The sequence below is a fragment of the Klebsiella sp. C283 genome (assembly GCF_048822555.1).
Classification (GTDB): Bacteria; Pseudomonadota; Gammaproteobacteria; order Enterobacterales; family Enterobacteriaceae; genus Klebsiella; species Klebsiella quasipneumoniae.
This window is the reverse complement of record NZ_JBMEZS010000004.1, coordinates 1-12,539: the sequence shown is the minus strand read 5'-3', so window position 1 is coordinate 12,539 and position 12,539 is coordinate 1. Positions and strand designations below refer to the sequence as shown.

The 12,539-nt window shown below is 55.8% G+C and carries 13 protein-coding genes and 1 pseudogene; 7 read left to right on the top strand and 7 right to left on the bottom strand.

The window, feature by feature from the left end; translation table 11 throughout:
• Positions 1 to 19 precede the first annotated feature (19 nt).
• Positions 20 to 259 (bottom strand): YobH family protein, encoded by a 240-nt coding sequence (locus tag ACOI7Z_RS08285; protein WP_023290223.1) that lies wholly within the window; start codon positions 257 to 259, stop codon positions 20 to 22.
• A 159-nt stretch (positions 260 to 418) separates the two neighbouring features.
• On the opposite strand from ACOI7Z_RS08285, the gene mgrB reads away from it, so the two are divergent.
• The 6 genes and pseudogenes from mgrB to rlmA all read left to right on the top strand — a co-directional run bounded on the left by mgrB (position 419) and on the right by rlmA (position 4,677).
• Positions 419 to 562, top strand: coding sequence for a PhoP/PhoQ regulator MgrB (gene mgrB, locus ACOI7Z_RS08280; RefSeq protein ID WP_002911375.1), 144 nt, complete (start codon positions 419 to 421; stop codon positions 560 to 562).
• A 74-nt stretch (positions 563 to 636) separates the two neighbouring features.
• Positions 637 to 927 (top strand): YebO family protein, encoded by a 291-nt coding sequence (locus ACOI7Z_RS08275; RefSeq protein ID WP_087827140.1) that lies wholly within the window; start codon positions 637 to 639, stop codon positions 925 to 927.
• A gap of 591 nt (positions 928 to 1,518) precedes the next feature.
• Positions 1,519 to 1,590, top strand: a pseudogene (locus ACOI7Z_RS08270) (DUF2627 domain-containing protein); the annotation flags it as partial.
• 85 nt (positions 1,591 to 1,675) lie between these two features.
• Positions 1,676 to 1,885, top strand: a complete 210-nt coding sequence (gene cspE, locus ACOI7Z_RS08265) for a transcription antiterminator/RNA stability regulator CspE (RefSeq protein ID WP_001062678.1) — start codon at positions 1,676 to 1,678, stop codon at positions 1,883 to 1,885.
• A 187-nt stretch (positions 1,886 to 2,072) separates the two neighbouring features.
• Positions 2,073 to 3,821: a peptidoglycan glycosyltransferase FtsI gene (gene ftsI / locus ACOI7Z_RS08260; RefSeq protein ID WP_032428912.1), complete on the top strand. Its 1,749-nt coding sequence runs from the start codon at positions 2,073 to 2,075 to the stop codon at positions 3,819 to 3,821.
• A gap of 61 nt (positions 3,822 to 3,882) precedes the next feature.
• Positions 3,883 to 4,677, top strand: a complete 795-nt coding sequence (rlmA, locus tag ACOI7Z_RS08255; RefSeq protein WP_023290220.1) for a 23S rRNA (guanine(745)-N(1))-methyltransferase — start codon at positions 3,883 to 3,885, stop codon at positions 4,675 to 4,677.
• A gap of 3 nt (positions 4,678 to 4,680) precedes the next feature.
• Here rlmA and mntP read toward each other — a convergent pair whose 3' ends face one another.
• The 5 genes from mntP to manX all read right to left on the bottom strand — a co-directional run bounded on the left by mntP (position 4,681) and on the right by manX (position 8,880).
• The gene (gene mntP, locus ACOI7Z_RS08250) at positions 4,681 to 5,247 is read right to left on the bottom strand and encodes a manganese efflux pump MntP (protein WP_023290219.1); all 567 of its coding nucleotides are present in this window, start codon (positions 5,245 to 5,247) and stop codon (positions 4,681 to 4,683) included.
• A 419-nt stretch (positions 5,248 to 5,666) separates the two neighbouring features.
• Positions 5,667 to 6,125, bottom strand: a complete 459-nt coding sequence (locus tag ACOI7Z_RS08245; RefSeq protein ID WP_137916235.1) for a DUF986 family protein — start codon at positions 6,123 to 6,125, stop codon at positions 5,667 to 5,669.
• A gap of 62 nt (positions 6,126 to 6,187) precedes the next feature.
• A complete protein-coding gene (locus ACOI7Z_RS08240) occupies positions 6,188 to 7,039 on the bottom strand; it encodes a PTS mannose transporter subunit IID (protein WP_004145526.1) in 852 nt (283 codons plus the stop codon).
• A 12-nt stretch (positions 7,040 to 7,051) separates the two neighbouring features.
• Entirely contained in the window at positions 7,052 to 7,852 is an 801-nt protein-coding gene (locus ACOI7Z_RS08235) for a PTS mannose/fructose/sorbose transporter subunit IIC (RefSeq protein ID WP_004203359.1), read from the bottom strand.
• A 56-nt stretch (positions 7,853 to 7,908) separates the two neighbouring features.
• The gene (gene manX / locus ACOI7Z_RS08230) at positions 7,909 to 8,880 is read right to left on the bottom strand and encodes a PTS mannose transporter subunit IIAB (RefSeq protein ID WP_004203357.1); all 972 of its coding nucleotides are present in this window, start codon (positions 8,878 to 8,880) and stop codon (positions 7,909 to 7,911) included.
• Positions 8,881 to 9,326: 446 nt separating this feature from the next.
• Between manX and yoaE the strand changes: the two genes are divergently transcribed.
• Positions 9,327 to 10,886 (top strand): CNNM family cation transport protein YoaE, encoded by a 1,560-nt coding sequence (gene yoaE / locus ACOI7Z_RS08225; protein WP_023290217.1) that lies wholly within the window; start codon positions 9,327 to 9,329, stop codon positions 10,884 to 10,886.
• Positions 10,887 to 10,922: 36 nt separating this feature from the next.
• Here yoaE and ACOI7Z_RS08220 read toward each other — a convergent pair whose 3' ends face one another.
• Positions 10,923 to 12,479: an EAL domain-containing protein gene (locus tag ACOI7Z_RS08220; protein WP_137916236.1), complete on the bottom strand. Its 1,557-nt coding sequence runs from the start codon at positions 12,477 to 12,479 to the stop codon at positions 10,923 to 10,925.
• Positions 12,480 to 12,539 lie beyond the last annotated feature (60 nt).

Genomic DNA, 12,539 nt, shown 5'->3' with positions numbered 1-12,539 from the left:
CGCGGTCGCCGGTTCGATCTTAGCCGTTATCGACGACGGTTGCGCTTTTACGCAGCAGCGGGCAGCTGCTGACGCCGATCACGCCGCTATTGGAATGCACATAAAGTGCGGTACTGACCCCACGGGCGGTGAGGTATTGACACTTCAGGCCGAGACCGCCGACGTTTTCTTCACTGTGGAATAATACCCCGTAGCCGCTTAATAATACGCCAATCCATAAGATAGCCACTACGACAATAGTACGAATGATTAATCGCATTGATGCCTCATTATTTGTAAGATCCTTGCCGTGATTTTGACACGAACACGTTTTGAAACAAGTCGATGATTCCTAAACTTGCCTTTCGTATTACAGTTAGCCGCGGTTTAAGAAGGCCGTGTTATCCTGGCGACATAAAGTACTGATGCGGAGAGTGGAGTGAAAAAATTACGGTGGGTTTTACTGATAGTCATCATAGCAGGCTGCCTGTTGCTGTGGACTCAGATGCTTAACGTAATGTGCGACCAGGATGTTCAGTTTTTCAGCGGCATTTGCACTATCAACAAATTTATCCCGTGGTAAGACATTTTTCTGACGACCGATTTCCTTCTGCGCCGCGGGTGGTAGAATGGACGCCTTCTCTTTGAGGTGGTGAAATGAGTGAGTTACTAAATCCTGGGATCTTAAATCTGGCATCGCTGGCCGTGTCTGTGGCGCTGCTGCTTGTCGGTCTGTTGTTATGGTTCTTCATCAACCGCGCCAGCTCGCGGGCGAATGAGCAGATAGAACTGCTGCAGGCGCTGTTGGATCAGCAAAAGCGGCAGAATGCGCTGCTACGTCGCCTGTGCGAAGCCAGTGCGCCGGAAAAAGAGGACGTGGCTGAGCCGACCGTCGCCGGTAAGGCGAAAGGGGAGGACGAGTTTATCCGCCTGGTGGCAGAGCGCTAAGTACCTCGACAGGTGTGCATCATAAGATGCGCACCTGCATGATAGCGGGCGGTAATATCTTATTCTTATTCCATTATTCCTTTCTCAATGTACTATCCCCTTTTTTACACGCTATAAATAAAGTGATCCCCGCCGCGTTTATTGTTGGATAACGTGACGCTGTCATCTTTTTTTCATTATTAAGGTGCAGAATTAGCACTATTTTTAGCGTGACGACTAACAGGTTTTATTATCACTACACTGGCGTGGCTTTAGCGATTTTTCGTCTGGGGTTATAACGAATTTTGCGCATCAATATTCATCACGGCCCGCCAGTCGCCTGTATACTGGCAGTTCGTATACGGACATACCTGGACGAAGCGAAGTTGTTGAGCTATGGTAAAAAAGTTGCCGTTACCGGGCTGCGCTCTTGCGTTATTGATAAACGCCATAGCGCCTTGCCAGGGGCGACAAACACGCATAAATGTGCAGGCGATCAAAGGATTACCTTATAATTTGTGCGAACGATCGAGACACGTTTAAAAATGGCTTGCCATTATTTACGTAGTGTGTGATAACACCTTTCGGGTTAAACGAGGTACAGTTCTGTTTATGTGTGGCATTTTCAGTAAAGAAGTCCTGAGTAAACACGTTGTCGTTGAATACCGCTTCTCTGCCGAACCTTAAATTAGTGCCTCATGCAGTTATGTGTCAGTTTTATCTATGTAAACGCCAGCAGGCGAAGAAAACAGTCTAAGGAATTTTGCAAATGGCAAAGATTAAAGGTCAAGTTAAGTGGTTCAACGAGTCTAAAGGTTTTGGTTTCATTACTCCGGCTGATGGCAGCAAAGACGTGTTCGTACACTTCTCCGCTATCCAGGGTAACGGCTTCAAAACTCTGGCTGAAGGCCAGAACGTTGAGTTCGAAATTCAGGACGGCCAGAAAGGTCCGGCTGCAGTTAACGTAACTGCTATCTGATACAAGACCACTCTTCTTGTATAAAAGCCTCGCCTGCGCGGGGCTTTTGCGTTTTTATTGCAAAGCATGTCATTTTTCCCCCTCTCGTCGCGTCTTGTTGCAAATACTCAACTTTATTAGCATTGTGTAGCAGTCTGTTTTGCTAATTTTCTGTTAAATCAGTTGGTTGCAAAACAATGCCGGAGCTATGGTGCTAAATAAAAAAATGAAGTCCGCCGCCAGCTTTACCCCGATTCGCTTCGGGTTACTCTGCGTGGCCATACTCGGTTGTCTGGGACTGCTATTGGCCCGCGTGGGCTGGCTGCAGATTATTTCCCCCGATAATCTGGTAAAACAAGAGGATATGCGTTCTCTGCGCGAAGAGCCCGTTGCGGTTGAGCGGGGGATGATCACCGACCGGGAAGGACGACCGCTGGCGGTGAGCGTTCCGGTCAGCGCAATCTGGATCGACCCGCAGACCACCATGGAGAAGGGCGGCGTCGGCTACGGACCCCGCTGGCAGGCGATGGCCGAAGCGCTGCATCTCAACCTCGGGGAACTGGCCCAGCGGGTACAGAGCCATCCCCACGCCCGCTTTCTCTATCTGGCGCGGCAGATCAATCCCGAGCAGGCGGCGTGGATTGATAAACTGCATCTGCCAGGCGTCTACCTGCGCGATGAATCGCGGCGTTTCTATCCGGCAGGCCATGTGGCTGCCAATCTGCTGGGCTTTACCAATGTCGATAATCAGGGCATCGAAGGGGTGGAGAAAAGCTTCAACGCCCAGCTGACCGGTAAACCCGGGCGACGTCTGGTGCGGAAAGATAAACATGGCAATGTGATTGAGAACATTACCGAAGTACCGCCTGTGCCGGCGCATAATCTGCAGCTGAGTATCGATGAGCGCCTGCAGACGGTGACGGAAGATGCCCTCGACAACGCTGTTCGCTGGAATAAAGCCGAGTCCGGGGCGGCGGTGCTGATTAAAATCGATACCGGCGAGATCCTGGCGATGGCCAGCTATCCGGACTTCAATCCCAACAATCGCGATGCCGCAACGCTGGATGATTTTCGCAACCGGGCCATCAGCGATACCTTCGAGCCGGGGTCGACCGTCAAACCGCTGGTGATCATGACCGCGCTGCAGCAGGGGATTGTCCAGCCGGACAGCGTCGTGGACACTCATCCGTTTGTCCTCGACGGCCACCGTATCCGCGATGTCGGCTATTATCCGGAGCTGAGCCTGACCGGCATCCTGCAGAAATCCAGCGATACCGGCGTATCGCATCTCTCGCTTGCCATGCCGGTGCAGCATCTGATTGACACCTATACGGCTTTCGGCTTCGGCGAGCCGACGGGGTTGGGGTTGACCGGCGAAAGCGCCGGGCTAATGCCGCATCGTCGTTACTGGGGGCAACTGGATCGCGCCACCTTCGCTTTCGGCTATGGTTTGATGGTTACCCCGCTCCAGCTGGCGCACGTTTACGCCACCATCGGCGGCTTCGGCATACAACGACCGTTGTCGATCACCCGCATTGATCCGCCGGTGATTGGCACGCGCGTAATGCCGGAGAATATTGTTCACAGCGTGGAGCATATGATGGAGAGCGTCGCGCTCCCGGGCGGGGGCGGTACCAAAGCAGCGGTGCGCGACTACCGGGTGGCGGTAAAAACGGGGACGGCGAAGAAAATCGGTCCGGACGGCAAATATATCGACAAATATGTGGCCTATACCGCCGGCGTGGCGCCCGCCAGCCGTCCGCAGTTCGCGCTGGTTGTAGTGATGAACGACCCGAGCAATGGCTCCTATTACGGCGGGGCCGTTTCCGCCCCGGTATTCAGCCAGATTATGGGCGATGTCCTGCGGCTGGAGAACGTCATGCCGGACGGCATGCCGCAAGGGGCGGAGAATCTGATCGTTATGCACGACAGCCACCCGCTGGCGCCGGCGCTGTAACAGTGGTCTGCAGGGGCGAATAGCGCTACACTTTCGCCCTTTCAGCGACACCGGAGCCGTCATGTCATACAGTTGCCCCCTTTGCCACGCGCCGCTCAGCCGTAGCGACAATCACTATTCCTGCCCGCAGCGGCACCAGTTCGATCTGGCGAAAGAGGGGTACGTCAATCTGCTACCGGTGCAGTTCAAACGGTCGCGCGATCCCGGCGACAGCGCTGAGATGATGCAGGCCCGCCGGGCGTTCCTCGACGCCGGGCATTATCAGCCGCTGCGGGACGCTATCGCTGAGCGACTGCGGCACGCTGCCCCTCAGGCATTACTGGATATCGGCTGCGGCGAAGGCTATTACACCCACGCATTTGCCGCCATCGCCAGCCGCAGCTGGGGGCTGGACGTGTCGAAGCCGGCAATCCGCGCGGCGGCGAAACGCTATCCGCAGGTGAATTTTTGCGTCGCCTCCAGCCAGCGGCTGCCATTCTCCGATAACAGCTTCGATGCGGTGGTGCGCATTTACGCCCCCTGCAACGCCGGTGAGCTGGCGCGGGTGGTGCGGCCCGGCGGATGGGTGATCACTGCCACGCCGGGACCCCGCCATCTGCTGGAGCTGAAAGGGCTGATTTACGATGAGATCCGCCTGCATGAGCTGAAGACGGAAGCGATGCCGGGGTTCCGCCTGGATGCTCAGCAGCAGCTGGCTTATCCGATGACCCTGACGGGAAGTGAAGCGCAGGCCCTGCTGCAGATGACGCCGTTCGCGTGGCGGGCCAAAGCCGAAGTGCATGACGCGCTGCGTCAGCAGGCGACCTTTGGCTGCCAGACCGATTTTATGATCCATTGCTGGCAGCGTGAGGAGTAAAGCTTAACCGGCGAAATGGCTCCAGAGAATTTCGCTGCCGATGCCAATCAGTACGATACCGCCGAGAATTTCGGCCCGTTTGCCCAGCAGCGGGCCGATAAAGCGACCCACCATGATCCCCAGCGTCGACATGATAAAGGTGGCGCAGCCGATCGCCAGCGCGGTGGTCACAATGCTGACCTGCAGGAAGGCCAGACCGACGCCGACGGCCATCGCGTCAAGGCTGGTGGCGAAGGCGGTGGTGACCAGCAGCCAGAAGCCATGCCGGCGGGGCGCCTCGCACGCCTCGTCGCTATCGCCGCGAAGCCCTTCGACAATCATCCGCCCGCCGAGAAACACCAGCAGAATAAAAGCAATCCAGTGATTCCACTCGAGCACAAACTGGCTGGCTAGCATGCCCAGTCCCCAGCCGACCAGCGGCGTTAGGGTTTCAATGGCGCCAAAAATCAGCCCGGTGCGTACAGCTTCTGAGAATTTGGGTTTATGCAGGGTGGCGCCTTTGCCGATAGAGGCCGCGAAGGCGTCCATAGACATGCCGAAAGCGAGAAGAAGGGTTGCGGATAAATTCATGTGCCTGTCCTGACCGGGGATAATCCATATGACACATCGCTGCCCCCAGTAAATATACGCGGAGCCGCTCAATGGCTGAGCAATACGTACAGCAGTGATGTATCTATGGTCTCGCCTGATTGAATCACTTCAACCCGTACGTGCCACGTTTTGCAACGAGTATGTTGACACGTACATTTCCTGACGGGCAGGAAATCGGCTACTCCCCAACGACGGGCGCAACCTTAACATATTTTTAGAATATAAAACAATAACAGAAGAGGGCTATTTTAATAACCAAATGATAACGATTTTCATTTGAATTTATAAGTAAATAAATAGTTAATGAAAAACAGAAGGGCAGAGGGGGAAATATAGCCATGGCTATATAATTCCCCAGACGAAATCTGAAAAAACATAGCGTTGGCTATATTTTTAACTCATTGATTTGAAACGAGAAGTTTGTATATTTTCTCCAGATCGTCGATATTTCGTACGCGAATCAGCAGCCGCCGTTGCTCTAATTGCATCACCAGTACGCCGTCTTCGGATAAATTCATCTCTTTAATTCGCTGATATTCTATCCACACGTTGGCGAAGAAAAAGCCGCGCGGTTTAAAAATGATTTTCGGCGTACGGATCCAGAATAAATAGAGTCCCATCAGCGCCAGCGCAGATAATAGCCAGGTGGTGATCGCGGTGCCGTGCTGGGTGATGTTGTTATAGATCAGAATGGCGATGAGGCCGACAAAGATCATGCCGTCAACGCGGCTGCGGCGAAGCAGGGGGATGGCCAGCAGCACCGGGCCGTTGCGCCTCGGCATAATAAACTGGTCATACACCGCGAAGGCCAGTAGCGCAAGGATAAACAGGATGATCACCAGGTCCGTGAATGTCATTGCTTTGCGTTCCTCCTGATAAAAAAAAGCCGGGGGCAAGCCCCCGGCGTACAACCTGGAAATTACAGACCCAGCAGACCGACAGCGTAGCCCGCGATACCGATGACAAAGAAGCCAACGATGATCCACAGCGGGTTAACTTTCTTACGCAGCAGCCACATACAGGCGAAGGTCAACAGCAGCGGTACCAGGCCCGGCATCAGCTGGTCGAGGATCGTCTGCACCGTGGTGACGTGAACCTGTCCGTCAGAGCCGGTGATTTTTGACACCACCATCGGAATGTTCACGTGCGTCCACTTGTTAACCAGCGCCCCCATGACAAACAGGCCGAGGATTGACGCCCCCTCAGTCAGTTTCTGCAGGAAGCCGCCGCCCATATCTTTCACGATGTCCACGCCTTTGCGGTAACCGTAAGCGACGCCATAGTAGCGGGTCAGTAGTCGCACCGCGTTGAACAGGATAAAGAACAGCAGTGGTCCGAGCAGGCTTCCGCTCATCGCGATCCCGGCGCCTAAGGCCGCGAACACCGGACGCACCGTACCCCAGAAGATCGGGTCGCCGACGCCGGCCAGCGGCCCCATCAGACCGACTTTGATGCCGTTGATGGCGCCATCGTCAATCTCTGCGCCATTGGCGCGCTGCTCTTCCATCGCCAGCGTTACGCCCAGTACCGGCGCGGCAACGTAAGGATGGGTATTGAAGAACTCAAGGTGACGCTTAATCGCCTGCTTACGCGCATCGTTGTTCTCCGGGTAGAGACGACGAATCGCCGGAACCATAGAGAAGCAGAAGCCCAGCGCCTGCATACGTTCGAAGTTCCATGAACCCTGGAACAGGTTAGAACGAATGAACACGCCACGAATATCACTCTGAGTGAGTTTTTTCTCGGTGGTATTTTTAGTCATATCAACCATTTCGCTCACCTGTTAGTCCAGTTCGTTATCGAGATCGTTGTTACCAGCCGCCTGAGCCGGGGCACCGGCGACGCGGTTATATTTCGGGCTTAGCTGGATGTAGAGGATTGCCATGACCGCGCCAATCACGCCCAGGGCCACCAGGTTGAAGTTGGTGAAGGCGGCGGTGACGAAGCCGAGGTAGAAGAACGGCATCAGGTAGCCAGCGCGCATCATATTGATGACCATCGCGTAACCCACAACCACGATCATGCCGCCGGCGATGTTCAGGCCGCTGGTAACCACTTCAGGAATCGCATTCAGCAGGCCCTGGACTTCGCTGGTACCGACGGAAATGGCCACGATGACGGCCGGGATAGCGATACGCATCGCCTGCAGGAACAGGGATGAGACGTGCAGCCACGACAGGGCGGTCAGGTTGCCATTCTCCGCCGCTTTATCCGCTGCGTGCTGGAAGGCTACGGTGATGGTACGCACGATGATGGTCAGCACCTGGCCTGCAGCCGCCAGCGGGATAGCCAGCGCGATGCCGGCGCCGATGCTCTGATGGCCGGCAATAACCAGAACGGTGGAAATAATGGACGCCAGCGCGGCATCAGGGGCAACCGCCGCACCGATGTTCATCCAGCCCAGGGCGATCATTTCCAGCGTACCGCCGATGATAATACCGGTTTTCATATCGCCGAGAACGGCGCCGATCAGCGTACAGGCGACCAGTGGACGGTGGAACTGAAATTCATCAAGCACCGACTCCATACCCGCAATACACGCGACGATGAACACCAGCACAATCTGAAGAAGGGTAATCTCCATTGTACTTCTCCTGTTGATTAAGTCTTAAAGTGAAAACTGGGGCGCGATCGTCCGGGTTATTTATCAACCTTGGCGATCAGATCCATCATTTTCAGTTTCGGGTCGGTGGACACTTTACGTGCCTCCAGCTCGATACCGCGTGCGTTCAGCTTGTTAAACGCCTCAATATCTTTGGCATCGACCGAAATCGCGTTGTTAACCTGGGTTTTGCCCTGGCGGAACGCCATACCGCCGATGTTGACGCTGGTGATTTTCACGCCGCCCTCGACGACGCGCTCAACGTCGGTCGGGTTAGTAAACAGCAGCATCACGCGCTGTCCGGCGTACATCGGGTTGTTGTAGACGCGGATCATTTTGGCGACGTCCACCACGTGGGCGGTGACGCCCGGCGGCGCAACCTGGGTCAACAGGGTTTTGCGCACGGTATCCGCGGCGACTTCATCGCTGACGACGATGATGCGGGTGACGTTGGTCTCTTTGGTCCAGCGGGTGGCGACCTGACCATGGATCAGGCGGTCGTCGATACGCGCAAGGCCAATGACCATGTAGTCATTCGGGCCCATCGGTTTGGCCGGGGCGGCGGCTTTTGGCGCCGCGGCAGGAGCGGGCGCAGGGGCCGCTTTTTCCACCGGTTTGGCCTTCAGCGCTTTCACGCCTTCGCTGCCGGTCTCTACCGCTAAGGCCACCAGCTCATCAAAGGAAGGATCGTCATCGCGGGCCATGAAGGTTTCCACCAGCATCGGGATGTTGACGCCGGCGATGACTTCGTAATGCTCTTTATCGACGACAATGCGGCTCGCAGCGTTGAACGGGCTGCCTCCCCATGTATCGACGAGAAACAGCACGCCTTTACTGGTATCCAGTTTTGCCAACTGGGCATTGTATTTCTCGATCAGCGTTTCGGCGTTTTCACCCGGAACGAAATCGATCCAGCCAACGTTTTCCTGCTCGCCCAACAGCATCTCTGCTGTTTTCAGCAGCTGTTCTGCAGCCCAACCATGTGTGCCTATTACAATAGCAATCGTCACTTGCTACCTCCTTTATTATCGTGAATGCATCATCTGCTTTGATACATCCTGAATCACTCTTGAGGACAAAATCGATTCAGTTAGGGTGTAAGATAGAAAATAGTTACTACCGCGAATTATTTTAGACAGTGAAAAAATAATTAATGTGATGAAGATCCGTTAATCAGGCATCGCCTGGTAATAATTTTGCAGCGCAAAAAATAGCCTTAGTTATTGCAAATTCAGGTAAATCTTTTCCAATTTCGATCTATATTTTGCTATGTTTAACTTCCGTTTAATTACTCAGGAGTATAGGGCATAGCCCGCAGTATGGACCGTCATCGACGTCTTTTCACTTTCTGGCACCTGGTTGCCACCTCCACGCATCACGCTTATCTCTCAGCATCTATTGTCGCGTCCGTGCATGACATGGCGATGACTGACGTTGCCGCTAACCGGAGTCGCACATGGAATTGTTAATGGATCCCTCAATCTGGGCCGGCCTGTTGACGCTTATCGTTCTGGAAATTGTGCTCGGTATCGATAACCTGGTGTTTATTGCCATCCTGGCGGACAAGCTGCCGCCGAAGCAGCGTGATAAAGCGCGACTGATCGGCCTGTCGCTGGCGCTGGTGATGCGCCTGGGGCTGCTGTCGGTGATCTCCTGGATGGTGACGCTGACTAAGCCGCTGATTACTATCGCCGATTTCTCCTTTTCAGGGCGTGACCTCATCATGCTGCTCGGCGGGATCTTCTTGCTGTTCAAGGCGACAACCGAGCTGCATGAACGGCTGGAAAACCGCCAGCATGACGCCGGTCACGGGAAAGGCTATGCCAGTTTCTGGGTAGTGGTACTGCAGATCGTGGTGCTGGATGCTGTCTTCTCTCTGGATGCGGTGATCACCGCGGTCGGGATGGTGAACCATCTGCCGGTGATGATGGCGGCGGTCGTGATCGCGATGATTATGATGCTGCTGGCGTCGAAGCCGTTGACGCGCTTTGTCAACCAGCACCCGACGGTGGTGGTGCTCTGTCTGAGCTTCCTGTTGATGATCGGCCTGAGCCTGGTGGCGGAAGGGTTTGGCTTCCATATTCCGAAAGGGTACCTGTACGCGGCGATCGGTTTCTCGATCATCATTGAGTTCTTTAACCAGGTGGCGCGCCGCAACTTTGTTCGTCACCAGTCGACGCTGCCGCTGCGCGCCCGTACCGCGGATGCGATCCTGCGCCTGATGGGCGGCCGTAAACAGGCCTCCGTCAACCATGACGCCGACAGCCCGGCGTCGGTGCCGGTACCGGAGGGCGCCTTTGCGGAAGAAGAGCGCTACATGATTAACGGCGTGCTGACGCTGGCTCAGCGCTCTCTGCGCAGCATCATGACCCCGCGCGGGGAAATCAGCTGGGTGGACGCTGAGCAGAGTGAAGATGAAATTCGCCGTCAGCTGCTTTCGTCGCCGCACAGCCTGTTCCCGGTCTGCCGCGGAGAACTGGACGAAATCATTGGCATCGTGCGGGCGAAAGAGATGCTGGTGGCCCTGGAGTCGGGCGAAAACGTCGCGGCGCTGGCCTCCGCCTCTCCGGCGATTGTGGTGCCTGAAACGCTGGACCCGATCAATCTGCTCGGCGTCCTGCGTCGCGCGCGCGGCAGTTTCGTCATCGTGACCAATGAATTTGGCGTGGTGCAGGGGCTGGTGACGCCGCTGGACGTCCTGGAAGCGATCGCCGGTGAATTCCCGGACGCCGATGAGACGCCGGAGATCGTTATCGATGGCGACGGCTGGCTTATTAAGGGGTCGACCGACCTGCATGCGCTGCAGCAGGCGCTGGGGCTGGATCCGCTGATCAATGACGATGAGGATATTGCCACCGTTGCCGGTCTGGTGATCTCCGCCAATGGCCATATCCCGCGCATTGGCGACGTGGTGTCGCTGCCGCCGCTGCATTTCACCGTGGTGGAAGCGAATGACTACCGGGTCGATCTGGTTCGCGCGGTGGTCACCCGTCCGCCGAGCGACGAAGAAGAGTAATCGTCCTGCGCGCCGGTCCCCGTGGGGGCCGGCGAGTTATTCTGTTGCCTCTTGACTGGCCAGCCACGCCGGGAACGCCTCCACCGGCATCGGCCGCGCATAATAAAACCCCTGCAGCACATCGACGCCGTGGTTTCTGAGGTAATTTTCCTGCTCCAGCGTCTCCACCCCTTCGGCAACGGTAATAATATTCAGCCGGTTGGCGAGGGAGATAATGATATCGGTCACCGTGGCATTGACGCTGTCTATCCCCACCGAGCTGGTAAACGAGCGGTCAATCTTCAGCACGTCCGGGCGCAGTTTTTCCAGCCATGAGAGCGAACTGTTGCCGGTGCCAAAGTCATCGATCGCCAGCTGTACGCCTTTCAGGTGCAGATCTTCGGCCATATGCTGGTCGCCATCCTGCAGGACATCGCGTTCGGTCAGCTCGACCACCAACTGCTGTACCGGGTTCATGCTGAACCAGTAGTTATGCAGGTCATGCAGCAGTAAGCCGTTGGCGAAGTGGCGGGCAGCGACGTTAATGGCGATATGAAATTGGCGGTCGCTGGGAAAAACATCCAGACGGCGGGCGGTTTCGGCAATGACGTAGCGGGTGAGGGGGATGATCAGATTGTCCCCTTCGGCGATGGGAATAAACACCTCCGGCGAAATCGCTCCGCGGCGAGGGTTGTTCCAGCGCAGCAGGATCTCCACCCCGCAGCAGCGGCCGCTGCGCGCATCCTGCAGCGGCTGGCACCAGAGGGCAAACTCCCGGGCGGAAATACCGAGGCTTATCTCCCGCGAGAAGCTCATTCTTCCGGCGGTGGCCAGCCAGGCGATGCCGGTCATTAGCAGGCTGAAGATCAGCGCCAGCGGCAGCTCGCCGGGCAGTTCTTCGAGGGCGATTGTCGATGCGCCAGGGCCGTTGATGTTGATGGTAAACGGAAACTCGCCAGAGCGTAGGCGATAAATCACCGTTCCCTGCGGGGTATGCGTTTTATCGAGAAGCCCATCGCGGCTGCTAAAATAACGATCGCCAACCTGCAGGCTGACGTCGCTTATCAGGGATGATTTTTCGTTGAGAATTAAGGTCCCCAGCAGCTCGATATTGACAATCAACATCACGCCGTCCTGGCCGCTTTCCGGGGTGGGGTACCACTGGATCAATACCGGCGTCCCTTTAAGCAGCGATTTCTCGGTTGAGAAGAGCAATAAAGGATGGGGGGCTGGCAGCGAGGGCTGCAGCTGGTGTAAATCCGCCTGCCGTTGCCCGAAAATACTCGAACAGTAAACGATACCGTCCTTCACGAGGACGACGGAACGAACGGTCTGCAACGAGGCTGCCATTTTGCGCAGGGTCAGATGGATATCCGGGCAGCGTTTGCCCACCAGAGGAAGCAGGGTGGTGCGCTCCGCGCTCAGCGGGCGCAGGATATTATTTAGCGCCGCCACCCGCTGGCTGGCGGCCGTGCGGATATAGTCTTCATTTTCGCTACGCTGCGAAATAAATCGAATGGCTAAGGTGGCGCCCAGGGTCACCAGGGCGACCAGCAGGCAGACTATAATGCGTTTGCGGCGATAGGCCGTAATGACTTTTTGTGCAGTCTGCATGTGCGACACCCTGTCGACAGGACGAGAGGTTAAGCGTGGCTTATTTAATAGAGCAATTGT

Excerpts from the sequence above, each read along its gene's own strand:
- ACOI7Z_RS08285 (WP_023290223.1), bottom strand. The coding sequence starts at position 259 with ATGCGATTAATCATTCGTACTATTGTCGTAGTGGCTATCTTATGGATT.
- ACOI7Z_RS08275 (WP_087827140.1), top strand. The coding sequence starts at position 637 with ATGAGTGAGTTACTAAATCCTGGGATCTTAAATCTGGCATCGCTGGCC.
- cspE (WP_001062678.1), top strand. The coding sequence starts at position 1,676 with ATGGCAAAGATTAAAGGTCAAGTTAAGTGGTTCAACGAGTCTAAAGGT.
- ftsI (WP_032428912.1), top strand. The coding sequence starts at position 2,073 with ATGGTGCTAAATAAAAAAATGAAGTCCGCCGCCAGCTTTACCCCGATT.
- rlmA (WP_023290220.1), top strand. The coding sequence starts at position 3,883 with ATGTCATACAGTTGCCCCCTTTGCCACGCGCCGCTCAGCCGTAGCGAC.
- mntP (WP_023290219.1), bottom strand. The coding sequence starts at position 5,247 with ATGAATTTATCCGCAACCCTTCTTCTCGCTTTCGGCATGTCTATGGAC.
- ACOI7Z_RS08245 (WP_137916235.1), bottom strand. The coding sequence starts at position 6,125 with ATGACATTCACGGACCTGGTGATCATCCTGTTTATCCTTGCGCTACTG.
- ACOI7Z_RS08240 (WP_004145526.1), bottom strand. The coding sequence starts at position 7,039 with ATGGTTGATATGACTAAAAATACCACCGAGAAAAAACTCACTCAGAGT.
- ACOI7Z_RS08235 (WP_004203359.1), bottom strand. The coding sequence starts at position 7,852 with ATGGAGATTACCCTTCTTCAGATTGTGCTGGTGTTCATCGTCGCGTGT.
- yoaE (WP_023290217.1), top strand. The coding sequence starts at position 9,327 with ATGGAATTGTTAATGGATCCCTCAATCTGGGCCGGCCTGTTGACGCTT.
- ACOI7Z_RS08220 (WP_137916236.1), bottom strand. The coding sequence starts at position 12,479 with ATGCAGACTGCACAAAAAGTCATTACGGCCTATCGCCGCAAACGCATT.